Annotated in this window: 19 protein-coding genes, 1 tRNA gene and 1 pseudogene; 10 read left to right on the top strand and 11 right to left on the bottom strand. The window is 56.6% G+C overall.

Annotation, left to right across the window (positions count from 1 at the left end):
* Positions 1-138: 138 nt before the first annotated feature.
* The gene (gene msrA, locus DBR16_RS11610) at positions 139-783 is read right to left on the bottom strand and encodes a peptide-methionine (S)-S-oxide reductase MsrA (RefSeq protein WP_109261407.1); all 645 of its coding nucleotides are present in this window, start codon (positions 781-783) and stop codon (positions 139-141) included.
* 268 nt (positions 784-1,051) lie between these two features.
* On the opposite strand from msrA, the gene DBR16_RS11605 reads away from it, so the two are divergent.
* Positions 1,052-1,141 (top strand) — tRNA-Ser (locus DBR16_RS11605).
* Between the two features lie 298 nt (positions 1,142-1,439).
* Here the strand turns inward: DBR16_RS11605 and DBR16_RS11600 are convergent.
* The 7 genes from DBR16_RS11600 to DBR16_RS11570 form a co-directional block, all read right to left on the bottom strand.
* On the bottom strand, positions 1,440-1,838 hold the full coding sequence (locus DBR16_RS11600; protein ID WP_109261406.1) for a hypothetical protein: 399 nt from the start codon (positions 1,836-1,838) through the stop codon (positions 1,440-1,442).
* A 3-nt stretch (positions 1,839-1,841) separates the two neighbouring features.
* The gene (locus tag DBR16_RS11595; protein WP_109261405.1) at positions 1,842-3,131 is read right to left on the bottom strand and encodes a recombinase family protein; all 1,290 of its coding nucleotides are present in this window, start codon (positions 3,129-3,131) and stop codon (positions 1,842-1,844) included.
* Positions 3,128-3,574 (bottom strand): DUF2924 domain-containing protein, encoded by a 447-nt coding sequence (locus tag DBR16_RS11590; RefSeq protein ID WP_109261365.1) that lies wholly within the window; start codon positions 3,572-3,574, stop codon positions 3,128-3,130. Before DBR16_RS11590 ends, DBR16_RS11595 begins: the two co-directional genes overlap by 4 nt.
* Before the next feature lie 306 nt (positions 3,575-3,880).
* Positions 3,881-4,690 (bottom strand): helix-turn-helix domain-containing protein, encoded by an 810-nt coding sequence (locus tag DBR16_RS11585; RefSeq protein ID WP_109261404.1) that lies wholly within the window; start codon positions 4,688-4,690, stop codon positions 3,881-3,883.
* 192 nt (positions 4,691-4,882) lie between these two features.
* Positions 4,883-5,977 carry a hypothetical protein gene (locus DBR16_RS11580; RefSeq protein WP_125184558.1) on the bottom strand — a complete coding sequence of 365 codons (1,095 nt, stop codon included), beginning with the start codon at positions 5,975-5,977 and terminating at the stop codon, positions 4,883-4,885.
* 240 nt (positions 5,978-6,217) lie between these two features.
* A protein-coding gene (locus DBR16_RS11575) for an IS3 family transposase (protein WP_109261402.1) occupies positions 6,218-7,332 on the bottom strand; the annotation gives its coding sequence in 2 pieces (ribosomal slippage) (positions 6,218-7,074 and positions 7,074-7,332; 1,116 coding nt in all).
* A gap of 92 nt (positions 7,333-7,424) precedes the next feature.
* Positions 7,425-7,883, bottom strand: coding sequence for a MarR family winged helix-turn-helix transcriptional regulator (locus tag DBR16_RS11570; protein WP_161539496.1), 459 nt, complete (start codon positions 7,881-7,883; stop codon positions 7,425-7,427).
* Between the two features lie 90 nt (positions 7,884-7,973).
* On the opposite strand from DBR16_RS11570, the gene DBR16_RS11565 reads away from it, so the two are divergent.
* Genes DBR16_RS11565 through DBR16_RS11550 form a run of 4 tightly spaced genes read left to right on the top strand, consistent with a single transcriptional unit; the run spans position 7,974 to position 13,112 of the window.
* A complete protein-coding gene (locus tag DBR16_RS11565; RefSeq protein ID WP_109261400.1) occupies positions 7,974-9,119 on the top strand; it encodes an efflux RND transporter periplasmic adaptor subunit in 1,146 nt (381 codons plus the stop codon).
* Positions 9,116-12,229, top strand: a complete 3,114-nt coding sequence (locus DBR16_RS11560; protein ID WP_109261399.1) for an efflux RND transporter permease subunit — start codon at positions 9,116-9,118, stop codon at positions 12,227-12,229. The genes DBR16_RS11565 and DBR16_RS11560 overlap by 4 nt, the downstream gene beginning before the upstream one ends.
* Positions 12,226-12,717: a PaaI family thioesterase gene (locus DBR16_RS11555; protein ID WP_109261398.1), complete on the top strand. Its 492-nt coding sequence runs from the start codon at positions 12,226-12,228 to the stop codon at positions 12,715-12,717. The genes DBR16_RS11560 and DBR16_RS11555 overlap by 4 nt, the downstream gene beginning before the upstream one ends.
* Positions 12,714-13,112: a PaaI family thioesterase gene (locus tag DBR16_RS11550; RefSeq protein WP_109261397.1), complete on the top strand. Its 399-nt coding sequence runs from the start codon at positions 12,714-12,716 to the stop codon at positions 13,110-13,112. The genes DBR16_RS11555 and DBR16_RS11550 overlap by 4 nt, the downstream gene beginning before the upstream one ends.
* 99 nt (positions 13,113-13,211) lie before the next feature.
* Here DBR16_RS11550 and DBR16_RS14215 read toward each other — a convergent pair.
* Positions 13,212-13,322: pseudogene (locus DBR16_RS14215) on the bottom strand (integrase core domain-containing protein); the annotation flags it as partial.
* Between the two features lie 53 nt (positions 13,323-13,375).
* On the opposite strand from DBR16_RS14215, the gene DBR16_RS11540 reads away from it, so the two are divergent.
* Positions 13,376-14,077 carry an IS6 family transposase gene (locus DBR16_RS11540; RefSeq protein ID WP_109261396.1) on the top strand — a complete coding sequence of 234 codons (702 nt, stop codon included), beginning with the start codon at positions 13,376-13,378 and terminating at the stop codon, positions 14,075-14,077.
* A gap of 146 nt (positions 14,078-14,223) precedes the next feature.
* Here the strand turns inward: DBR16_RS11540 and DBR16_RS11535 are convergent, their stop codons facing one another.
* Together DBR16_RS11535 and DBR16_RS11530 are read right to left on the bottom strand one after the other, a co-directional pair.
* On the bottom strand, positions 14,224-15,465 hold the full coding sequence (locus tag DBR16_RS11535; RefSeq protein WP_109261395.1) for a type II toxin-antitoxin system HipA family toxin: 1,242 nt from the start codon (positions 15,463-15,465) through the stop codon (positions 14,224-14,226).
* Positions 15,458-15,769, bottom strand: coding sequence for a helix-turn-helix domain-containing protein (locus DBR16_RS11530; protein ID WP_233347781.1), 312 nt, complete (start codon positions 15,767-15,769; stop codon positions 15,458-15,460). Before DBR16_RS11530 ends, DBR16_RS11535 begins: the two co-directional genes overlap by 8 nt.
* Before the next feature lie 883 nt (positions 15,770-16,652).
* Between DBR16_RS11530 and DBR16_RS11525 the strand changes: the two genes are divergently transcribed.
* The 4 genes from DBR16_RS11525 (at position 16,653) to cueR (ending at position 23,027) form a co-directional block, all read left to right on the top strand.
* The gene (locus tag DBR16_RS11525; protein WP_109261394.1) at positions 16,653-17,885 is read left to right on the top strand and encodes a TolC family protein; all 1,233 of its coding nucleotides are present in this window, start codon (positions 16,653-16,655) and stop codon (positions 17,883-17,885) included.
* 65 nt (positions 17,886-17,950) lie between these two features.
* Positions 17,951-19,465 carry an efflux RND transporter periplasmic adaptor subunit gene (locus DBR16_RS11520; RefSeq protein ID WP_161539494.1) on the top strand — a complete coding sequence of 505 codons (1,515 nt, stop codon included), beginning with the start codon at positions 17,951-17,953 and terminating at the stop codon, positions 19,463-19,465.
* Complete coding sequence (locus tag DBR16_RS11515; RefSeq protein ID WP_109261392.1) at positions 19,462-22,632, top strand: efflux RND transporter permease subunit; 3,171 nt, start codon at positions 19,462-19,464, stop codon at positions 22,630-22,632. Before DBR16_RS11520 ends, DBR16_RS11515 begins: the two co-directional genes overlap by 4 nt.
* Entirely contained in the window at positions 22,629-23,027 is a 399-nt protein-coding gene (cueR, locus tag DBR16_RS11510; RefSeq protein WP_109261391.1) for a Cu(I)-responsive transcriptional regulator, read from the top strand. The genes DBR16_RS11515 and cueR overlap by 4 nt, the downstream gene beginning before the upstream one ends.
* Positions 23,028-23,089: the final 62 nt, after the last annotated feature.

Here is a 23,089-nt window from a genome sequence, read left to right as displayed (position 1 = left end):
TTGCAAATCGGCGAATTGTTTTTTTGCGAATATGCGGATTCCGCCATTCCGCATCATGTGAAGATGGCTTTGAGCGTTCTTCCACCCGCCGCCGGACCGGGATCACATCAAGGATATCACCGAAAGACACAGGGCCTGTCAGCGGCCGATGGGACATGTCACGCCAGTACCGCCAATGCCGCAATAACCGCCGGGATTCTTGGCCAGGTATTGCTGGTGATCATCCTCGGCATAATAGAAGGGGGCCGCGGGCGCGAGTTCGGTGGTGATGCGGCCGCGGCCGGCCTGCTCGAGCGCTTCGGCATACATGGCCGCGCTGTCCCGTACGGCGGCTTCCTGTGCGGGCGTCGTCCAGTAGATGGCCGAGCGGTACTGGGTGCCGATATCATTGCCCTGGCGCATGCCTTGCGTCGGGTCATGGCTTTCCCAGAAAATCTTCAGCAGGCTTTCCAGAGAGACTTTCGATGGTTCATACACCACGCGCACGGATTCGGCATGGCCGGTGCCGCCGGTACAGACTTCCTGATAGGTCGGGTTTTTCGTGTGGCCACCCTGGTAGCCGACGGCAGTGGAGACCACGCCCGGCGTTTCCCAGAACAGGCGCTCGGCGCCCCAGAAACAGCCCAGGGCAAAGAAGACCACGTCCTCACCCGGCTTCACTTCGGTGAGCGAGGCTCCCGAGACATAATGCGGGCGCGGCGCCATGATGGCCTGATCGCGGCCGGGCAGGGCCTGGGCCGCAGGGATGATGTCCGTTTTCCAGCGCTTGTCGAACCAGGCCATGATCTTTGTCCTCAAAACATAAACCGGCCCCCAAGATAGGTTGCCGGCGGCGCAACACCAGAGTGCCGGGATCACGATTTGCGGCGCGCTGCAGACGGTCAGCGGCCAGTCGTGGCCTGACACGTTTCCGGTTCCGCACCTTCCGGGTTGGCGGGGCCTGTCTCCGGGCCGATCCGCCCGTTTTGCCGTCTGTCAGTGTATCGCCACCGGCTGCGGCGGGACACGCTTGACCCGCAAGGGCGCTTGGCTATTGTGCGCGCCTTCCAGCGGAGAGGTGGCCGAGTGGTCGATGGCGCACGCTTGGAAAGCGTGTAGGCGGGTAACCGTCTCGAGGGTTCGAATCCCTCTCTCTCCGCCACTGCACTCATCGAACCAGTCTCAGAGCTTAGTTCCCGAGCGCCGGGATCCCAAGCCATGCGGGATAATCGGTCGAAACCTTAAGACTCGCCCGTCATGTGCATTGCCGGGGTTCTGGCCAAAATTGCCCTGTTTTCTCAAAACCTGAAGACTCAGAGAATCTCGTACGGCAGCCGGCAAGGGCCATTCAGGACACCGATTTCAAACGGTTTTTCGAATTGCGAGTTCGCCCGGTCTAGCGACGGCCGTTTGAAGTGATCCATTGGGTGGATCGGACACTAGGCTCGAAATTCAGCGGATCAGGCGAACCAGTTGTCCTGTTCTGACCAGTCCAGAGGAAAAGGCTCCAGCGCGGTCTTGAGCGACAGCCCAGCTGGCGGGTTTCCGGCCAAGACGGCTTCAACCAGCTTTGGCGACAGGAGCGTCATCCGAACCACGCGCGCGAGATAGGTCTCGGAGATACGCTCGGCGCGGGCCAGATGGCGAATGGATTCAAATTGCCCGGCGTCGAGCATGGCACGCCACCGATGAGCGCGCGCGATGGCTTTTAGGAGTGTGTGGTCAGGCTCGACGGATGGGGAGTTGGTGCCGGGTGCACGGATCTCCTTGCGGCCCCGATGCTTGCGAAAGCTGACGGGCACCCGGAGGATAAGCCGGTTGCCGATGCGTTCGCCTTCTATCCGGGCCAGGCGTTCCATGGATCATGCAGCCTCGCGTACTTCGCCAGCAAGTCGCTGCAGACCATCAAGGCGCAAAGTGATCTCGACATGCTCGAGATGGACGACGACCTTTTCGACGAGGAGATTGACCAGGCGGGCCTGTTCCTCCGGAAAAAGGTTCTGCCAGATCGGCGTCAGCTCCTCGATTAACTCCGCGAGCTCCTCTTCGCTCGCCGTTAGCCCGATCACTTTCGACGCAGAGCCTGCGCTGAACAGGATCTCCGGTTCATGGAGGAGTCCCTTGATGCGTTCGATCACAAGGCTTTCGATCTCGGTCGCGCTGATGCGCCCGATCGGACAGGCGCCAGCACCATTCGCCAGCACGGTCTGGCTGACGTAATAGCGATAGCGCTTCTTGCCCTTGTTCGTATGGCTGGGGGACATCGGCGCGCCATCAGGTCCGAAGAGGATCCCCTTCAGCAAGGCCGGGGTTTGCGCGCGTGTTCGGGCGGCTCTTTGCCGATTGTCGGTTTTGAGGATGGCCTGAACCTTCGCCCAGGTGATCTCGTCGATAATGGCCTTGTGGCGCCCGTCATAGACCTCACCCTTGTGACGGATCTTTCCGATATAGATTGGGTTGGAGAACATCTTGTAGAGGCGGCTTTTCGCGAAGTCCGGCATCGACGATGATGCCCGTGTTTCTTCGGATAGGCGCTGGACCGAACCGAGTTCAACAAAGCGCTTGAAGAGGTGCCGCACAATCCGCGCTTCCGCCGGCTTTTGCACCAGCTGCTTGTCGCGGCTGATGTAACCAAAGGGCAGGGGTCCACCCATCCACATGCCGCGCCGCTTCGAGGCGTCGATCTTGTCGCGAATACGCTCGGCTGTGTTCTCGCGTTCGAACTGGGCAAAAGACATCAGCACGTTGAGCAAGAGCTTGCCCATCGCATCGCTGGTGTTGATCGACTGCGTTACGGCAACGAAGCTGACATCATGTGCCCGGAAGAGTTCGATGAGATGCGCAAAGTCCATGATCGACCGGCTGAGGCGATCGATCTTGTAGACGACGATGATGTCGACCTCGTCGCGCTCGACGAGCTTGATCAAACGCTGGATAGCAGGACGCTCGAGCGTGCCGGCGGAATAGCCCGGGTCCCGGAACTCTTCGTCGATCGCGACCCAACCTTCATGGCGCTGACTGGCAATGAAGCTGCGGCAGGCTTCGGCTTGCGCATCGAGGCTATTGAACTCCTGATCGAGTCCCTCTTCCCGGGATTTGCGTGTGTAGACCGCGCAGCGTTTCGGGCCAGTAGATTGCGATGCGAAATTCATCGCCGCCCCCGGGAGTCTGAAAGCCCGAAGAAACTCCAGCCATTCCAGCGCGTGCCGGTAATCGCAAAAGCGATGGCTGAAAGGGATTTGTAGTGCTTGGCATTGAACTCATAACCGTCGCGCCGGACCGTCACGAGATATTCGACGCCCTTCCATTCGCGGACCAGGCGGGTGCCGGCAATGGGCTTGTTATCCGCTCGCTTGCGCCGTTTCGTGTGGTCACCGCCATCAAGTTCGTCGGCGAGGGCCAGAAGCCGCTTGTGCGACCGGTCCTTCAGCCCGCCATGCTCGAATTCCTGAATTCGATAAGCGAGGCGCGCTTCGAGCGAGCGCCGATTGAAGACTGGCGGGGGAACTTCAAACAGGGAATGCCAACTTGCCTTCAACTCCGCGAATGAGAGGGCGCCAAGACTTGCGATCGGGGTTCGGGTTTTCGTTTCCATGGGTCATTCACCGTAAACAGCACCGCTCGACGTCGCTCCAATGTCCAGTCGAATTGTCACGTGTCTGTGGGTGTAAAGCCCTGGCGGCTCCGATCGCCAGGAGCTGCCCAATCTCGGTGATCCGTTCAGCAGTTGAAAGCTGTTCGACCGCCAGCGGATTGGTTCCGGTCAATGGTGACGTCAACTTGTCAACGTCAACGTCAACCATTTTGGAATCCTGTGTGTCTGGCGAATTTAAGCGCTTCGCTCCCCCGCATACCGATTTGCCCCAAGAAGGACCCGTGGATTGCTTGTTTTTGATTTGGGTCATTGCGCGGACATCGCTTCGCGAAGAACGGAAAGCGGAACCGGAACGATTAACTTGCCCTCATTTCGCTCCTGGTAGCGCCGCAGACCCCTTGGAGACTTCATCCTGTCCTTGTCGAAGCCCAAAGTCTTGCAGACAGAAAACAGGGTTTTTGACTTCCCGATTTCGTCCAAATACCAGACTAAAAAGAAGCCGTGATAGCCGGGTTTTGGGCATTCCTTCGGATCGTGGAATAGGCGGAATCCCGGTTCGTCGCCGCCTGCGAGAAGGTCGGCTTGTTCACTGTAGCCTTTCTCTCGGACCAACTCCGCGAAGGCCAATTCTGCGTCGACCCCATGCTGACGGTTCAACCTTTCGAGCTCGAGCAAGGCCGTCTCGCAACCATGGTATTTATTGGTATTTCTAGATTCATTAGGGTTCGCAGCGGTCGCGGTTTCGTACCTGTCTGAGCCAACCCCGGGTCTATCGTTATCAATTTCATCCGGCGAGGGATCAGACTGACCCTCGTGTCTTGTCGCCCACTTAGCCTCCAGACGATCAAGCCGGCCCCACTGGATATAATACTTGCTACTGGTTCCGCTCGTGTTGGCAACTCGGAGCAATCCAACGCTTTTCAGGTGGTTGATCGACCTTTTAACCGTGCTGACCGAATAACCACTCTCCCAGGCGATGCGGCGGATTCCAGGATATGCGTATCCTTTTCTTGAATCGACACGCATGGCGATTGTCAGCAACACACATTTGTCGGGAGATCTGATCGACCTCGCATCACGGATGTCGAAGAATGACCGGCGTTTCTCTACTGGCATGACACCTCCTCATTGCCCGTTTCGGGCGATCGCTGAGAACGTCATGGCAAGCTGCGCAGATTCCGATCGACGCCGGTTGCATGACGTAAAGACCAACTCAAATGAAGCAGGGCAGGGAAGGGCGCAAACGCCAAATCCAACCATTAAGGGCGGAGATTTCAGCGGTTGATTTTGTTGGATTGCAGTTGACGCTCAGGATTTAGATCTATGATCCAACCACATAGGCCAATGGTCTTGTCCATACTCAGCGAGAATCTGGGCGTCAGCGTCATATCCTCTAGGTCTCGCGAAATCCGGAAGCTCTTGGTTCCATCGCTGGCTGATCTGTTGGCCGAGCTCGAAACAGATTGCCAGATTCCGGCAATCTCCCTCGGAGAATTCGGAGGCTACTTGGTAGGAAATTGTGGCTTCCAATCGACTGGATCTGATATCCTCGAGCCTTTCACGGATCGCTTTCATGGCTGTTGAGAGGCGTTTCTCAGCTGTCGTGACCGCGAGACTCTTTTCACCCCAAACGCTCCTGATCATTTCGATCAAGAAGGTGCGCCCATAATTCCACCCGCTTGGCATGAACTTCTCGAAGTCGACGCGTTCGTGGCAGGTTGCATCGAGCCAATATACTAACGCTTGCTCAACGTGATGGTCTTTCCAGAATTCCTTATGGTGTCCTTCTGGCAGGTTTGAACTGACCATTTTCTCGGCAGCTACTAACGAAGCGCGAGTTGCAGATAACGAACCATCGAGCGTGTTTTGCCGCGCTGTTCTGGGCCCGGTATTGCCACCGTAATGGCGTAGAAGAGCGTGATCCTCGAAGCTTGGAATATCGTCCGCAATGTGTGCGGACGCTTGCCAGGCTAGAAAATGCCTGCACGCTTCCTGCCAGGTGGTTGGCGCAAAAAGGTTCACGCCATGCGGCGCCTTGCTGCCAACAGCATCCGACAGACCGGAAACAAAGTTGTCGAATTTATCGATGGCTTTTCTGTATTTCTTTCGGAGGTCTTTCAGGCCGCCGTCGCCGAATGCCAGATCGTACCTAGCCCTGTATTCAGAACATTCATCGACATAATCGTCCCAGAATATCTCGAACTCACCACCTGTTTGTTTCTCGACTCTTTTACGGATATCCTCGAGCGACTTGCTTGGTTCGATCTGCCGGCGAATCTCGGCTTTACGTACTTGAACAGCCTTCCCGGCAGATTCGAATACGACGTTGAGATCTGGATGGTCCGCGTACTTGAAGGCGATGCGCCTATGTTGGCTAAGGAATTGGTGCGCCAAACGACGCATTTCCAGAGGGTGTGATGGACGGTCCATTGGTAAGCGAATTTAAGAGGCGATGGAAGTGAACGCTAGCTTCAAGCCTGATCCGTGCGACCAGACTGACAAATTGTCTATTTAATAATGTTTGAATTTCAATGGAGCGTCGGCTTCGCAATATTTTCGCATTATCTTTTTCTGGCCATAGTGACCTGCGCCCCTTGGCTCCCTCGTTTATTTCGAGAGTCTGATCCTTTCATAGTCCATGGTTTAAAGGTTGGCGAGCGTGCCGGGAGCGGAGCCCTCGGTTAGCTCGAGCGACCGGCACGCTGCGGGCGTGAGCCCGCCCAGTGATGAGTGGGGCCGGTTGTGATTGTAGTCATGTCGCCAGTGCGCCAGCACCTTTCTCGCGTGGGCTAAGCTGTCGAACACTTCTTTGTTGAGGCATTCGTCGCGAAGCTTGCCGTTGAAGCTTTCCACAAAGCCGTTCTGCTGGGGCTTGCCCGGCGCGATGTAATGCCATGCAATGCCGGTCTGGTTCTGCCATTCCAGAACGGCGCGGCTGGTCAGCTCTGTGCCGTTGTCGGACACGATGGTCTCAGGTTTGCCGTAGAGCCGGATGCAGCGATCAAGCTCGCGAACCACACGCGCACCTGACAGCGAAATATCTGCCACCAGCGCCAGACATTCCCGGGTATAGTCGTCGATCACATTGAGCATGCGGAAGCGCCGGGCTGGACCGAAGACGTCGGATACGAAGTCGAGACTCCACCGCTTTGTGGGACCATCCGGCACCGGCATTGGCTCCCGGGTTCCCGTTGCCCGCTTGCGGCCGCGGCGGCGGTTCACCGCCAACCCTTCTTCTTTATAGAGCCGGCGAAGCTTCTTGTGGTTCATCGTGATGCCCTCACGTTCAAGCATCAGACCGTTCCGCCGATAGCCGAAGCGGCGGCGTGTGGCCGCGATCTCACGCATGCGAGCACGCACGTCCGGGTTATCCGGCTCGGCTTCCCGCCGCACCGTCTTCAGATCGACGCTGACCAGACGACAGGCCCGGCGTTGGGAGATGGCATAAATCTCCATCACCTTACACGCCGCGTCCCGCTTCATCCGGGGCGTCGTCAGGGCTTTCCCAGCAAGTCCTTCAGGATCGAGTTATCCAGCAGGCTGTCGGCCAACAACTTCTTGAGCCGCGCATTCTCTGTCTCAAGCACCTTCAACCGGCGGGCGTCCGAAACGTCCATGCCGCCGAACTTGGCCTTCCACTTATAAAACGTCGCCGAACTCACCCCGTAACGCCGGCACACCTCCGCCGTCGCCATGCCGCGTTCCTGCGCAGCAAGGATCGCGATGATCTGCTCTTCCGTGAATTTGCTCTTACGCATCGTCTGTCTCCGTATCGACAGACTTTCAATTCAAGTGAGGGACCAAATGGGGCTCAGGTCACCTGACGTTTTGTCATAGGGAATGGTTATTATCATTTCGCGGCTTGCTCCAGGGCGTTCGACAGCTTGCTCAGTACAGTGACCACACGGCTGACCTCTTCCGTTGATATATTAGCAAACACCTCGTCAATCAGCTTGAAGGCAACCTCGGTCAGTTCGGGAGCGATTGCGTATCCCAGATCGGTTGCAAACAAATTCCAGGCCCGGCTGTCTTCGGCGTTCTTGCGGCGCTCGACCAGACCTTCCTTGACCAGATAGGCGCTGATCTCTCCGGCCGCCGCACGTCCGATATCCAGATATTCCGCCAGACGTGACTGGGACAGGCCAGGGTCACGCAGGATGTAGATCAGCGCGCGCCATTTCGTTCGCGTCGCGCCCTCGGCCAGCATGGCAGTGTCGAAGGTCGATTTGAGCAATCGGGATGTGTCCGCAATCAGGAAACCCATCTGAACGCGTGGGTCAGCCAAAATCGCCTCGAAATCATCCGCCATCATCACCACCTAGGGCGTGAAAATTTATATTGTATGGCACCATATTATTGTGTGATACCTCCTGTCGTGTAAATTGCCACGGTAGTTAGAATGCACAAGCCTCTTGTCGACATACTGAATGATTTCTCGGCCATTCGACGCATATTATCTCTATTAGCGTTGGGGCTGATTGTTGGGTGTAGTGATGCGCCTGACACGGCTGAAATCACTGAATCGACAGAGCGGACGCCAGTAATTGCAGCGCCGGTTTCCGTGGTTGTTGGCGTGACACAGCGACAGTCCGTGCTTCGTACGATCTCCGCCACAGGCACGATCACACCGAAACGTACCAGCGACCTCGGCTCGCTGGTTGATGGGGTAATTTCCGAGGTCCTGGTCAATGTCGGCGACCACGTGCAGCAAGGCGATCCGCTATTTCGCACAAGTGATGTGAACTACCAGCATGATGTGGCTTCGGCGGTCGCAGCCCACCAAATGGCTCTGGCCCAGGCGACACAGGCACAACGTGCCTATGAACGCGCCGCGCAGCTGGCCGAGCGCGACATCATTTCTCCGGCGCAACTGGAACAACGCGAAACGGAAATGAGCGTTGCCAATGCGGCGGTGACCCAGACAGAGCAAGCGCGAAATGTTGCCCGTCAACGCCTTGCCGATACCCTGGTAACAGCGCCCTTTGACGGAGCCATCATCGGCCGTTTTGTCGATGAAGGCACCTACATGTCGAGCCGCTTTTCCGGCATGGGATCATCTGCAGTGGTTCGTTTGGCCGAGTGCCAGATCGGTGTCGCCGTTGCACGCTTCCCGGAATCCGAACTAACCAGCGTGCATGAGGGCCAGACCGCACAGCTCTATATTGGCTTCCGGACCGAGCCTATCAGCGCGCCAATCCTGGTAGTGAATGACGCCATTGATGTGCAGACGCGTACAGGTGAGCTACGCGCGCCCTTCCTGAATCCTAATTGCGGCATCCAGACCGGTCAGTTTGTGCGCGTTGAAATCGAAATCACAGATGAGAATATTCTGACCATTCCACAGTCGGCAATCGTCAATACCGGGCTGGGGCAGCGGGTTTTCATCGTCGAAAATGGTCACGCCGTTCGCAGAAGCATCGAAGCAATATCTATCGACGGTGTGCTCTCGCGCGTGGTCACGGGCCTGAACGCCGGTGACGCAGTCATCCTTTCACCTCCCGACACAATGACCGATGGTGTTGTTGTCGAGGTCATTCAGCCATGATGGGGCTTGTCGAAACGTCGCTGAAGCGGCCGGTATTTGCGGTCATGATCATCGCTTCACTGGTTGCCTTGGGTTGGCTTTCCATCGGTCGGTTAGGCGTTGATCTGTTTCCCGATGTCGAGTTTCCTTATGTATCCGTGACAACACCGCTTGAAGGCGCATCCCCGGACACCGTCGAATCCGAGATTAGCGACGTCATCGAAGGCGCGGTCAATACCATATCCGGTATCGAGCAATTACGATCCTCCAGCTCGGACGGGCTATCGCAGGTTTTCATCGAGTTCTCGCTAGATGAAGACATTGATGTGAAGGCTCAAGACGTCCGCGACCAATTGCAGACGATCATCCGCGAATTACCCGTCGGGGTGGAGACGCCGGTCGTAGCCAAAGTCGATCCTGACGCCTCACCCATTCTCTCGATCATCGTCTCCGGTGATTTGTCGATCCGTGAGATTACGCAATACGCCGACGACGTGCTCAGGGAACGCATACAGACTTTGCCTGGTGTGGGTTCGGTCCGCCTTCTTGGCGGGCGCGAACGCGTCATCCGAATCTGGTTGAACAATCAACGCCTGCGCGCCTACGGCCTTACAGCTATCGACGTGCAACGCGCAATCCAGGCAGAGAACTCTGACGTTCCCGGCGGCAGGCTGGAGATTGATAATGAACGAATCGACTACAGCGTCAGAACCATGGCCGAGGTGCAAAACCTCGTTGAATTTCGTGATCTGGTCGTTGCCCACCGCGCCAACGGCGCACCGACCCGCCTGGGTGATGTGGCACGTATTGAAGATGGTCTAGAAGACGAGCGCTCACTGGCCCTGCTCAACGGCCAAACAGGTGTTTCACTGGAGATACGCAGGCAATCGGGACGCAATACCGTGGAAGTCGCCCACACGGTGGTTGCCGCCCTTGATGAATTGCGGGCCAATGCGCCTGAGGGAATAGATATCATCGTTGCGCGCGATGTGACTCGTTTCATCGAATCCTCAATCGAGGACGTTTCCCACGAGATCCAGATGGCAATGATTCTCGTTGTCATCGTTGTCTTCGCCTTCCTGCTCAATTTTCGCGCGACGTTTATCGTCGCCATCGCCATTCCGACCTCACTGGTCGCGACATTCTTCGCCTTTTACATGTTTGGTTTCACCATCAATCTGCTGACGCTGCTTGCGCTGACGGTCGCCATTGGTCTGCTGGTGGACGATGCCATCGTCGTCATCGAGGCCATCGCCAAGGAGCTGGAACATGGTGCAGACCCATTGACCGCTGCCCGCGAAGGCACGCGCAAGGTGGGACTGGCGGTACTGGCCGGGACCTTTGCGACCCTCGCCGTCTTCGTCCCGATTGCCTTCATGAGCGGCATCGTCGGACGGTTCTTTTTCCAGTACGGACTGGCAATTGTGTTTTCGGTATCCGTATCACTAATCGTCGCGCTTACGCTGACCCCGATGCTGACTTCGCGCTGGCTTCGACACTCTGAACCGACTGCTCTGCTCAAGCCCATACAGAGCTTCTGGAACGGTCTGGACCGAGTCTATGGGGGCATCGTCAACTGGTGCGTAAAATGGCGTTATCTGGTCATCGTGCTCGGTTTTGCAACCCTGCCAATCGGCGGATATTTTGCGGCTCTAGTGCCATCAGGCTTTACATCCAACGCGGATCGCAGCGAATTTCAGGGAACACTGGAACTTCCGCTCGGTATCGGCATCACACAAGCGCGCGAAACCGCACAAATCATGTCCGATGCTCTCGCGCAACTTCCGGAAGTTGAAAACGTGTTCGTGACTGCCGGTGCCGGCGCACGCAATGCGCTCAACCAGATTGACTTTCTTGTCTCCATGACGCCCAAACAGTCCCGGGACATGACTCAGGAAATGGTCATGGCACTGGCGCGACAGGCCCTGTCCGAGGCCGTTCCACAAGCACGAGACATAGCCGTGGTGGAAGTGCCCTGGATTTCCGGCGGCGGCATCACCTCCTTTGAGATCGACCTTCGCATGAGAGGCGCCGATCTCGATCGAATTGATGCCTACGCACAGGCTCTGATGGGCGATATGGACCAAACTGATTTCTTCGCCGATACCCAGTCCAGTCTCAATGGCGGACGCCCCGAAGTTCAGGTTCAATTCGACCGGTTACGCGGCGGCGATATGGGCGTGCCTGCGAATGAATTAGCGATGGTCACTCGCATTGCGATCGGCGGGGCGGATGTTTCGACCTTTGAATCGGATGGTCACCGATACGACGTGCGCCTGCAGCTGGAGGATGTGCAGAGGCAGGACCTCGCCGCACTGAGGCAAATCCAGGTGCGTTCAAGGTCAGGCGAGCTGGTTGATTTGGGAAATGTTTCCAATATCGAGATCGTCCAGGGCCTGTCACAGATTGACCGACAAGACCGGTCCCGGATGATTTCAATCCTGACCAATACAGCGCCCGGCGTAGCGCTGGGGGATGCATCTGACGTATTGGAAAGCATAATCGAAGCGCGTCCGCCACCAGCGGGCATAACGCTGACGGTTGAAGGTCAGGCGCGCCGCATGCAGGATTCCATCGAGGCCATCGGCTTTGCCTTCATGCTGGCCCTGATCGCGCTCTACATTGTGCTTTCCAGCCAGTTCAACAGTTTTGTACAACCCCTCCTGATTATGATTACAGCTCCGTTGAGTTTCTCCGGGGCCTTTGCCGCGCTGTATTATGCGGATCAGGAAATGTCGCTGTTCGCCCAGATCGGTATGCTCGCGCTGATGGGGATTGTGATGAAGAACGGTATCCTCCTGGTAGATCGCGCAAACCAGCTACGTGAGGAAGGGCTCGATCCGGTCGCCGCCATCCGCAAAGCTTGCCCGGAACGCCTGCGGCCGGTCTTGATGACGGCGTTTTCTGCGATCTTCGGTTTGATACCCGTCGCTCTGGCCCAGTCCGATGGCGCGGAGTGGCGCAACGCGCTTGGCTTCATCATCATCGGTGGGCTGGCATCCTCAACGGTTTTGACCATGCTTGTTCTCCCATCCGCCTATGCAGCGATGGCTGATGTGGGAAAGGGTGTCAGCGCTATCCGGACGATGTTTGGCGGCCTGATTACCCGACAGCCGAACAAGACATCATGACCGAAACCTCAACCGGCAAAATCGAACTATCACCCTGGCTCGCTGGAGCCCGGCAATTCTTCACCGAGGAGCATCCGCTATTTGCCCGCTTCCACATCTATCCGCTCGATGTCGGCGAAGGTGAAGTCACCATCAGCGCGGTCCTGGATGATGCCTTTTGCTTTCGGCCGGGGTCCAACGAGATTTTCGGCGGAGCCATGGCAATCATACTCGACACCGTTCTCGGATTTTCGGTGCTCACCCGGCTCAAGGACCTCGTTCCCATCGCCACCATAAACCTGCGAACCGAATACTTGGCCAAAGCGGTTTCCGGAACAAAAATACGCTGTCACGCCCATTGTTATTCACGCCGGGATAGCGTGGCATTCGTTCGCGGAGACATCACCGATTTCGAAACAGGCGAAACACTCGCGACCGCCCTTGGTACGTTCATGATCGGGACCCGTGGTCCCAAATATGACGCCATGGCAACGACCAAATCCCAATGACCGATAATCTTGGCAACTGGCTGGGCTTCGACGCCTCCACCGAAAATGTCCGCCGCATCTATTCCTTGACCTTTAGTGAAGAGCATATCGGGAACCCGCTTATCCGAGCTCTGCACGGCGGCGTGCTCGCAACCTTCATGGAGTATGCTGCACTAAGCGAACTCGAACAGCTGTCCGTTAGACCTATCGTGTATAAAGCAATCAATGTCAGCGTCGATTATCTGCGATCTGCAAAAGCCCGAGACCTCAAAGCGAGTGTCGAAATGGTCAAGAAAGGTCGAAACCTCACGGTCGTCGACGTAACCACCTGGCAATCAGACCAGGACAAGCCGATTGCACGGGCTACATGCAGCTTTGTAGGCCGGTTGGCGCCTTCGGGAAACGCATCACAATAGCTGACCCAGCCCCCTGATCCGGGCCATTCGTTAGTAGAGTCTGTTCGCCTTTGAACTTGACCCCGTTTTCGGGCCACGAGGAGTTGGAAGATCCCCGTGTCATGGCGCCAGGGCGGGCTGCGTGAGCCCTGACGCTTTTCGTGCCTCCGCAGGCGTTCGGTAGCCGATGGCGCTGTGCGGACGCTCGAAGTTGTAGTCTCTACGCCATCGCTGGTACTGTCAGATTAAACGCCCCGTTATCGGTTTGCCGGTGAAATGCCGGAATGAACAAGAACCCGTTTCGGTATTTCAAGACATCGCCTGAGATCATCCACCTGGCGGTGATGATGTATGTCCGGTTTCCGCTTTCGCTACGGAACGTCGAAGATCTGCTCCACGAGCGCGGCATTGATATTTGCCATGAGACGGTGCGGTTCTGGTGGAACCGTTTCGGTCCGATGTTTGCGGCGGAGATTCGCCGCAAGAGGGCAGATCGCCTTCGTGCCTGGCCTCAGTGGCAATGGCATCTGGACGAGCTGTTTGTGAAGATAAACGGCGAGACTCACTACCTATGGAGGGCCGTCGATCACGAAGGCGAAGTACTTGAAGCCTTCGTCACCAAGCGTCGGAATCGCCAAGCCGCATTGAAGTTTCTGCGCAAAGCTATGAAGCGCTATGGCCAGCCCAAGACCATCGTGACGGATCGCTTGAAGTCCTACCGCGCGGCAATGAAAACTATCGGCAATGAAAACGATCAGGAAGTCGGGAGGTGGCTCAATAATCGGGCCGAGAACAGCCACTTACCTCTTAGAAGACGAGAACGGGCGATGCTCCGGTTCCGACGAATGCGAAGTCTCCAGAAATTTGCCGCCGTCCATTCTTCCGTCCACAATCACTTCAATTTCGAACGCCATCTCAATCACCGCGACCGGTTCAAGGAGAACCGGCAGACCGCGCTGGAAGAATGGCGTGGTATGGCCTCCTAAAGTACGCTTGTGCTAGAAAACTGAGACCACTTCGCTTTCGTCTGACAGCACCAAAATGAGCGCAAACTTGCTGCTACGATCAGAACGCGCTGCCTTTCGCGCATAATGTTCAATATGAGGATACTCCGTGTCGCGCTTTTCGGCCGCTAGATCTGCCGAGCGTAGGCGAGGTCGTCGTGCTCGAAAGCCGTCGTCATGCGAGCGATCTCAGATGCTGGTGCTTGCCGGCAATTTGCGAACTCTCGCCACTGGCTGACCACGGCTGCGCACTCTCGAATGATCTGATTGCCGTCATCGAGACGAAGAAAGAATTCGGCGACCTGCTGAAGAAGTTGAAGAGACGCGGTGGATTCATCGTAATCAATACGCGTTTTCAGGATGCGTGCGCCGTCCGGCACAGGGTTCAGATCGTAGCAAGGACTTAGCTGCCAGCCTTGGCGACCGGTCCAGAGAAATCCGTGATTGCGCAAATGGTCATCGGTATTGCTGATGAGTATTGTGAAGGCGATCCGACGAAAAAGTTCGATACGATCCCTCTCCGGATAGGCTCCTCGGCTTGTGATGATATCAACGATCTCTAAATAGCTGCCATCGCGGTCGCCATCTTCATGTTCCGTCATTGCCATGGCGCTGATAAACGGAATGCGTTGATCGCCGTTCCGATCGAACCGTTTCGTGACGAATATTGGACCGTGGGCGGAAGGCAGCAGCTCGTGCTCAACCGTCGTGATGCCACATGCTTGCGCCATGTCGAGCGCAATCGCTTCCCATCGCGATATAGAATACTGATCCGTTTCCTTCGGGAATTTCGCGATTGAAAGGCGTCCATGCTGATCAAAGACAGATGCCTTCGGGCGGGCACCGCCCAGGGACGAGCCGGGCGCGAAAATCAGTAACAGATCCTCGTCGGTCTCCTCGCCGTTCAGAATGCGCTGTGACGCTTGGAGCAGATCGCCAAGCGCTACCGTTGTCGGGACGCCCCGTGTTTGCGGAGATAGGAATTCCTCCTGCCCTTGCAGCTTGAACCGTAATGCCCCTAACCGGGTGAAATCAGAGACGCCGAGCAAATAATCCGTTTCGTGCAAGGTTCGAACAGGTCGCCTCTCGCGTTCGGCAGACCTCCGCTCTGCTCGCCGCATGAGCTCTCGGCCCCACGTGTCAGGAGCGCTATCGCCTAGGGTCCCGAACATTTCCCTATTTGCAGGGGGAGTTATTACGCCGGCGACCATCGGAATAGTTGGGTCGAACTGAAATGCCTCCGGTGCTTTGAGCCACAGTTCGTCGTGCTCATAGGTGACCCGCTCTCGGCGGGCTCCTGCGTGACGACGCAATGTTCCCACGCGACGCTGTTGGCCAAACGCGTCCAGATAGACTTCAATATCAGTCACGTTGACGGACTCTCTTTGGAAGTTGTTCAGTGGCAAGGCGTTCTCCGAGTTCATCGTTGAACTCGCCGATGCCATTGAGAATGCCCAGTGCCTGCATGACCAACAGGTAGGCACCTATCCGAACATTCGGATCACCTTTTTCGATCCGGTACAGTGTGCTTCGAGTAGATCCCGCGCGCTTGGCAACGAGCTCCATGGACAATTTACGCAAGATGCGCGCTTTTTTTAAACCGGCGCCCAGTGTCCGGAGCTCCCGTTTGACAGCCGGGGTTACATTCAACGTTGGGGCAACCATTTGTATCATCCATAACTCAATAAGCTTCTTTATGTATCACGTATTATACACTTAAGAAAGTTGATAAAGAGTGCGCTTCGCTGTGGCCTGGGACGGCTCAAAGCTCCGAACGCCAGATCTAGGCTGGTTATATCAAGCGGCCCGCTACCGGTTCCGCCGCGAAGAGTTTGTGATGAGAAAGCCGTCTAGCTACTCCAAGGCGCTGATGTCTTGAAGAAAGCTGCGTGCGCAAATGCCACTGGTATCAGAATTGCCGACAGTTGGCGCATAATATCGAGTATAAGATATGGTTTCGGGGAATGGGATCGGTGCAATAGGCCGGTGCAAATCGGTCTCAGCGGTCTTATGATTTGCTGGCGGCATGAGGGATAATATACTCTAGCCCGTAATCCGTACTCATGCTTACGGTTCGAGAGCGATAGGGCTGAACTCCTACAAATGGCACGGCTGACTTCAAATCTGGCAATTGGCTTGCCCACGCGTTTTTTTACGTGGGTGGTGATTGCCTTGATGGCCCTTCCAATTGTCGGCACTGAGGCATCGGCAAATCAGAACCCGCGCGATGCAACATCGGTCGAGATGCCGATGGAATGCGATCATGACGCGGCTGTGCAAATGACTTGGTCGCATTCGAGCGAGGCGTCGAAGCAAGAACAACCGCCCTGTTGTTCAGATTGCGAAATGCCTGATTGCGCCACAGGTGCGAGCACGCCTGTTTTGACCATTCTTGTGCCTGCTGCGGAGGAGTTACCCTTACCGACTCTCCAAGGTCACGCATTGGCCAGAAACCGTTCTCTGTTTTCCGCAGAGTCCAGCGCCCCGCGAAAACCTCCACGCGTTTGATGGATCGCCCGCCAAGGGCATCCATTCCTGATAACGCCTGGAGAAAACTATGCTTGTGCAAATTCTGGCTCTCGCAGCCTCTTTCGCGGTCGTCGCCGATGACGAGCTGCGCCCGCTCAGCCTACCTGAAGCGGTGCTGATCGCTCAGGAGGCCAGCGAGCCATCATCATCTGTTTTCGATGCACGCGCCGATGCGCTTGAACGCCAGGGGGCTGCCGCCGACACCCTGCCGGATCCGGTATTCTCTGCCGGTATAGCCAATGTGCCGCTCTCCGATCTTGATCCGAACCGCGAACCCATGACACAGGCGCGTATTGGTGTGCGCCAGATGTTTCCACGTGGTGACACGAGACGGCTGACACGTGCGCAGCGTTCGGCAGAAGCCAGAGCCCTGCAGGCTAGCCGTGCCATGACCGACAGGCAGATCACCCTGTCCGTCCGGGAGGCCTGGCTTGAAATTTATTATCTGGATCAATCCGCTGACCTGACGCGTGAGCGCCTCGCCGTAGTCCAAGACCTCGCAGAGGTGGCGTTGTCGGCCTATTCGGCAGGCCGCAATAATAGCCATGATGTGACGCGGGTCGATCTCGAACAAAGCATTCTTGAAGCGCGCTTGATTGATATTGAACGCAGCCGAGATATGGCCGTCGCTGATCTATCGCGCTTTGTCACTTTGCCTGTCGCGCGCCGGCCCCTACCGGATGTTCTGCCCGTGCTCCCACCGGTTCCCGAGAGAGAAACAGCACTGGAACGTCTTGCCGGTCACCCAATGATCCGGTCTCACAATGCACGCATAGACGCTCGTGAGCTGGGTATTGATCTAGCGCTCCAGGAATACCGGCCTGCCTGGGGTGTTGAAGCCGGATATGGCCTACGGGGTAGCCGGTCGGATATCGCCAGCATTGGCGTAAGTGTTCAAATGCCCCTGTTCAGCCGGGATCGGCAAGATGAAACGGTCGCCTCTGCACGTGATCTTCGCCGCGCCGCTGAACTAGAACGCGCCGCAACCCTCATGGACATGGCGCAGCGCCTGGAGCGCGAACTAGCCCAGCTGAACCGGTTGGGAGAAAGCGCACGCCTGTATGAAGAGACAGTTCTTCCGCGGGCCCGGGAAACTGCGGAATCTGTTCTCCTCGCCTATCAGAATGAAAGTGCGGATTTTGCCGAACTGGTTCGGTCCGAACTTGCGCATCTCGATGCCGATCTCGCTCTTTTGCGCATTGAAGTCGACATGTTGTTGGCACAGTCGCGAATTCTCTACCTTACCGGAGATGTCCAATGAAACAGGCCTGGATGATATTTGGAGTCTCGCTGTTCTTATTGGGTTTGCTAGCTGGCATTGGCGCCATGCTGATATTGCACCCCGAAGGCGGGGGGGCCGGTTCGTCGACCGGATCAGCCACCAATAATGAGCCGCGCATTCTATATTGGGTTGCGCCGATGGATCCGAACTTTCGCCGTGACGAGCCAGGCCTTTCACCCATGGGAATGGAGCTCATTCCGGTCTATGAAGGCGAGGAAGGGTCCGGCAGCCATGTCGAAATCAACCCCGCCGTCATCAATAATATTGGCGTGCGTACGGCTCGGGTCCATCGACAAACCTTTTCACAGAACGTGAACGCAGTTGGCTATGTCCGGCTTGTCGACGACCTGACATCGGTTGTCGACGTCCGTTCTGAAGGCTGGATTGAAAGCCTGCCTGTTGCCGCCATTGGTGATCAAGTTGAGGCTGGTGATCTCCTGTTTTCGATCTACGCGCCGGATATCGCAACGGCCCAGAGCGAATACCTTCAAGCGGTCCGAACCGGGCGACAGGCGCTGATTGATGCGTCAGCATCGCGCCTGACGGCACTGGGCATGTCGCGAGGACAGATACAAGCGCTCGCCCGTCGCGGCAGCCCATCGACACAGACCAACATCCTTTCGCCCCGCGCCGGCATTGTGACCGAACTGACCGTCAGGGAGGGAGCATTTGTCCGGCCTGGAGATCACATCATGACCATTGCCGATCTCACGGAAGTCTGGGTGATTGTCGATGTGTTTGAAGACCGGATTGCGCAGATCGAACCCGGTCAATTGGTCCGAATCACAACCGGTGCCCAACGCGGGCGCCAGTGGATTGGTGAGGTCGAATACGTTTATCCTACAGTCGATGCCCAGAGCCGCACAATCCCGGTCAGAATACGTCTGGACAATGCTGATCTGAGCTTGCGTCCTGATACCTATGTCAACGCGGTGATTGAAGCGCAGCCCCGCTCCAATGTCCTGATGGTGCCGCGCGAAGCGGTCATTCGCACCGGCCAGTCAGAGCGCGTTATTATCCAAGATGGCGAGGGTCGGTTTCAGCCCGCCCAAGTCGTTACGGGCGCGGAATCCGATGGTATGGTCGAAATCCTCTCGGGCCTTGCCGCTGGCGAATTGGTTGTCGTTTCCAGCCAGTTCCTCATTGATTCCGAAGCCAGCTTGCAAGGCGTGATGCTTCGCATGTCGCCGCCCGGCGAGATATCCGGTTCAGGCCATCAGACCGACCCATCCTTGCGCGCCATCCCCGTTGAAGGCGTTGGCGTGGTTGAGTCCCTCATGGCCGGTCACGGCATGATCGACATTACGCACGAGCCGATCGAGGCGCTCGACTGGCCAACGATGCGCATGTCCTTCTTAACGCTTGAGGGCGTGTCGCTTGACGGCATCGCGGTCGGCGATCGCGTCGCCTTCTCGCTGAGCCAAGACGGTAGCAACTGGCGGATCAGCGCAATTGCCCCACGTGAAGATGATGCGATGGATCATGGCGCACACCAGATGCCACCCGACGAGGCTGAAACAGAAATCGATCCCCATGCCGGACATGGAGATCACCAATGATTGCCGCTATCATCCGTTGGTCGATCAGCAATCGGCTCATTGTTATTCTTATGGCGGGCTTCCTGACGGCGGGGGGAATTTGGTCGCTTTCACGCACACCGTTGGATGCGATCCCCGACCTCTCGGATGTGCAGGTGATCATCAAGACGACCTATCCAGGCCAAACGCCACAGGTCGTCGAGGACCAGGTGACTTACCCGCTGACGACGGCCATGCTGGCTGTGCCGGGTGCCGTGACCGTTCGCGGTTACTCTTTTTTCAATGACAGCTATGTCTACGTTATTTTTGAAGACGGAACTGACCTGTATTGGGCCCGATCGCGGGTTCTGGAGTATCTCAGTCAGGTCGCGCCCACTCTTCCCGAAGGCGCTGCACCGGCGCTAGGGCCGGACGCGACGGGTGTGGGCTGGATTTACCAGTACGCCTTAGTCGACCGGACAGGCCAGCATGACCTCTCTCAATTGCGCAGCATTCAAGACTGGTTCCTGCGCTACGAGTTACAGACCATTGAAGGCGTTTCAGAAGTCGCAACGATTGGCGGCATGGTGCGTCAGTATCAAGTCATCGCTGATCCCGACCGTTTGCGCGCCTATGGCATTCCGCTTTCCCATGTTCGGATGGCGATTCAGCGCGGCAATCAAGAAACAGGCGGACGCGTCATCGAAATGGCGGAGGCCGAATATATGGTCCGCGCATCGGGCTATATTCAGGGCGAGGACGATTTGCGTGCCATCCCCGTCGGCCTCAGTGACAATGGCACGCCCGTTTTGTTGTCTGATATCGCTGAAATACAAGTTGGCCCGGAACTCAGACGTGGTGTCGGTGAGCTCAATGGCGAAGGTGAAGCTGTCGGCGGTGTCGTGATCATGCGCTATGGCGAGAATGCTATGGCGACAATCGAGCGCGTCGAGGAACGTCTTCACGAGTTACAGGATTCGCTGCCAGAGGGCGTCGAAGTGGTCGTGACCTACAATCGGGCGGGATTAATCGAGCGCGCCATTGATTCCCTGAAAGAAAAGCTCATCGAAGAGTTTTTGATCGTCATCATTGTCTGCGCGATTTTCCTTTTTCACTTTCGCTCGTCATTGGTCGTTCTGTTCAGCTTGCCTGTCGGAATCCTGGCGGCCTTCATTGTCATGTACATGCAAGGCATCAACGCGAACATCATGTCGCTCGGCGGAATCGCCATTGCTATCGGAGCCATGGTTGATGCGGCCATTGTGATGATTGAAAACCTTCACAAGCATATTGAGCGTGAGCCGCTAACACCGGAGAACCGATGGCGAATTGTGAGCGAAGCTGCTAGCGAAGTCGGGCCTGCGCTTTTCTTTTCGCTATTGATCATCACAGTCAGTTTCGTCCCAATTTTCGCGTTGGAAGCTCAGGAAGGGCGGCTCTTTCATCCATTGGCCTTCACCAAGACCTATGCGATGGCCGCAGCGGCCGGATTATCGATCACGCTTGTGCCGGTTCTCATGGGTTGGTTCGTACGCGGCAAGATCACGCCAGAGCATAATAATCCGATCAATCGCGGGCTAATTGCCGGATACAGGCCGTTCATTAACGGCGTACTCAAGCACCCTTGGCTGATGATCGCTGTCGCAGCGATTGCTCTGGCCAGCGCAGTCATTCCCTATTCGCGCATGGGTAGTGAATTCATGCCGGATCTTGATGAGGGTGATCTTCTTTACATGCCGAGTGCTTATCCGGGAGTTTCAGCGAGCGAGGCCGCAGAAATTCTGCAACAGACCAACCAGCTGATCATGACTGTGCCTGAAGTCCTGACCGTCCATGGCAAGGCCGGCCGCGCCGAGACGGCAACGGACCCAGCCCCCTTGACGATGATCGAAACGACCATCCAGCTTCGACCGCGCGACGAATGGCGACCTGGCATTACCATGGACGACATTCGAGCTGAGCTAGATGCGCTCATTGATGTACCCAGCCTGACCGACGTCTGGATCATGCCAATCCGCAACCGCATCGACATGCTGGCGACCGGGATCAAGACGCCCGTGGGCATCAAGGTTTCAGGCCCTGATCTGGATGTCATTGCCGAAATCGGCCAGCAGATCGAGGATGTGATCGGTGATGTGCCAGGCACCGCATCGGTCTATGCCGAGCGCGTCACAGGCGGCCGCTTCATCAATATCGATGTGAACCGGACAGAAGCCGCACGCTTTGGATTGAATATAGCCGATGTCCACGATTTCGTCCGCACGGCGATCGGTGGGATGACCATCACCGAAAGTGTGGAGGGCCTTGAGCGCTATCCGGTCAATCTGCGTTATCCCCGCGATTACCGCGGTTCACCGGATGAATTGCGGGCTCTGCCGCTAATCACGCCGACCGGCGCCGAGATCCCGCTTGGCCGCGTCGCAGACATATCCATCTCCGATGGGCCGGGTGTGATCAGAAGCGAGAATGCGCGCCTGAACGGCTGGATATATATCGACATAGCCGGCGTGGATATCGGAACCTATGTCGCTGACGCCCAACGGGCTGTGACCGAACAAATCGACCTGCCGCCAGGCTATTCGATCAATTGGTCAGGCCAGTACGAGTTCATGCAACGCGCGCAGGCCAGACTTTCTCTGGTTGTACCGGTAACGCTTGCCATTATTGTTCTTCTGCTTTTTCTGAACTTCAAACGTATCGTTCCGGTGATTTTGATCCTGGGTACGCTTCCGCTATCGCTGGTCGGTGGTTTGTGGTTGCTCGATCTGCTTGGCTACAACATGTCGGTGGCGGTTGGCGTGGGCTTCATTGCGCTCGCTGGAGTCGCGGTCGAAATCGGCGTGATCATGATCGTTTATCTCGAACAGGCCCTGAACAAGCGGCGAGAAATCGCTATTGGCGAGGACCGCGATGTCACCCTGGATGATTTGCGAGAGGCGGTTGTTGAGGGAGCTCTGATGAGGGTTCGCCCGATCATGATGACGGTTGCCGTTATAATCGCCGGTCTTTTGCCGATCATGTTGGGGTCAGGCACCGGCTCTGAAGTCATGCGCCGTATCGCAGCCCCGATGGTGGGTGGAATGACCAGTGCGACCGTCCTGACCCTGCTTGTCATTCCGGCAGCTTTTCTGATCTGGCAAAAAATTGTGCTCACACGGACCAAGCGGATCGACCAAGCAGATCCGGATGCCGAAAGGTCGGTCGAATGAATATGAAACAAGCCTCGGGACGTACTGGTTTGCCCGCGAAGACAATCCGCTACTATGAGGATATCGGCTTACTCTCGCCTGCAAGAGGCGAGAATGGCTACCGCAGCTTTTCTGACTCCGATCTGCACAAGTTGACATTCTTGGCGCGATCCCGGTCGCTGGGGTTTTCTCTCGACGACTGTCGGCAACTCCTTTCGCTCTATGACGATGATGAACGTAGCAGCGCCGATGTTCGCGAACTCGCTGTACGGCACATCGCGGATGTTGATCGTAAGCTCGGAGAATTGAAGGATATCCGCCGCGTTCTCTCAAAACTTGTGAGTGCCTGTGATGGTGATCACCGTCCTGATTGTCCGATTATGGACAGCCTTTCAGGGCATGAGAAAACCAGCTGAGCAATCGATGCGGTTCAGACCGAATGCGTCGCTAAAATATGTCCTTGACCTTCCAGCCGCTG

The organism is Hyphobacterium indicum, from assembly GCF_003129605.1.
Lineage (GTDB): Bacteria > Pseudomonadota > Alphaproteobacteria > Caulobacterales > Maricaulaceae > Hyphobacterium > Hyphobacterium indicum.
The sequence above is the reverse complement of the archived record's forward strand: the minus strand, read 5'-3'. Positions and strand labels throughout refer to the sequence as shown.

Excerpts from the sequence above, each read along its gene's own strand:
- DBR16_RS11565 (WP_109261400.1), top strand. The coding sequence starts at position 7,974 with ATGCACAAGCCTCTTGTCGACATACTGAATGATTTCTCGGCCATTCGA.
- DBR16_RS11540 (WP_109261396.1), top strand. The coding sequence starts at position 13,376 with ATGAACAAGAACCCGTTTCGGTATTTCAAGACATCGCCTGAGATCATC.
- DBR16_RS11595 (WP_109261405.1), bottom strand. The coding sequence starts at position 3,131 with ATGAATTTCGCATCGCAATCTACTGGCCCGAAACGCTGCGCGGTCTAC.
- DBR16_RS11570 (WP_161539496.1), bottom strand. The coding sequence starts at position 7,883 with ATGGCGGATGATTTCGAGGCGATTTTGGCTGACCCACGCGTTCAGATG.
- DBR16_RS11555 (WP_109261398.1), top strand. The coding sequence starts at position 12,226 with ATGACCGAAACCTCAACCGGCAAAATCGAACTATCACCCTGGCTCGCT.
- cueR (WP_109261391.1), top strand. The coding sequence starts at position 22,629 with ATGAATATGAAACAAGCCTCGGGACGTACTGGTTTGCCCGCGAAGACA.
- DBR16_RS11550 (WP_109261397.1), top strand. The coding sequence starts at position 12,714 with ATGACCGATAATCTTGGCAACTGGCTGGGCTTCGACGCCTCCACCGAA.
- msrA (WP_109261407.1), bottom strand. The coding sequence starts at position 783 with ATGGCCTGGTTCGACAAGCGCTGGAAAACGGACATCATCCCTGCGGCC.
- DBR16_RS11530 (WP_233347781.1), bottom strand. The coding sequence starts at position 15,769 with ATGATACAAATGGTTGCCCCAACGTTGAATGTAACCCCGGCTGTCAAA.
- DBR16_RS11525 (WP_109261394.1), top strand. The coding sequence starts at position 16,653 with ATGCTTGTGCAAATTCTGGCTCTCGCAGCCTCTTTCGCGGTCGTCGCC.
- DBR16_RS11585 (WP_109261404.1), bottom strand. The coding sequence starts at position 4,690 with ATGCCAGTAGAGAAACGCCGGTCATTCTTCGACATCCGTGATGCGAGG.
- DBR16_RS11520 (WP_161539494.1), top strand. The coding sequence starts at position 17,951 with ATGCTGATATTGCACCCCGAAGGCGGGGGGGCCGGTTCGTCGACCGGA.
- DBR16_RS11590 (WP_109261365.1), bottom strand. The coding sequence starts at position 3,574 with ATGGAAACGAAAACCCGAACCCCGATCGCAAGTCTTGGCGCCCTCTCA.
- DBR16_RS11515 (WP_109261392.1), top strand. The coding sequence starts at position 19,462 with ATGATTGCCGCTATCATCCGTTGGTCGATCAGCAATCGGCTCATTGTT.
- DBR16_RS11600 (WP_109261406.1), bottom strand. The coding sequence starts at position 1,838 with ATGGAACGCCTGGCCCGGATAGAAGGCGAACGCATCGGCAACCGGCTT.
- DBR16_RS11580 (WP_125184558.1), bottom strand. The coding sequence starts at position 5,977 with ATGCGTCGTTTGGCGCACCAATTCCTTAGCCAACATAGGCGCATCGCC.
- DBR16_RS11560 (WP_109261399.1), top strand. The coding sequence starts at position 9,116 with ATGATGGGGCTTGTCGAAACGTCGCTGAAGCGGCCGGTATTTGCGGTC.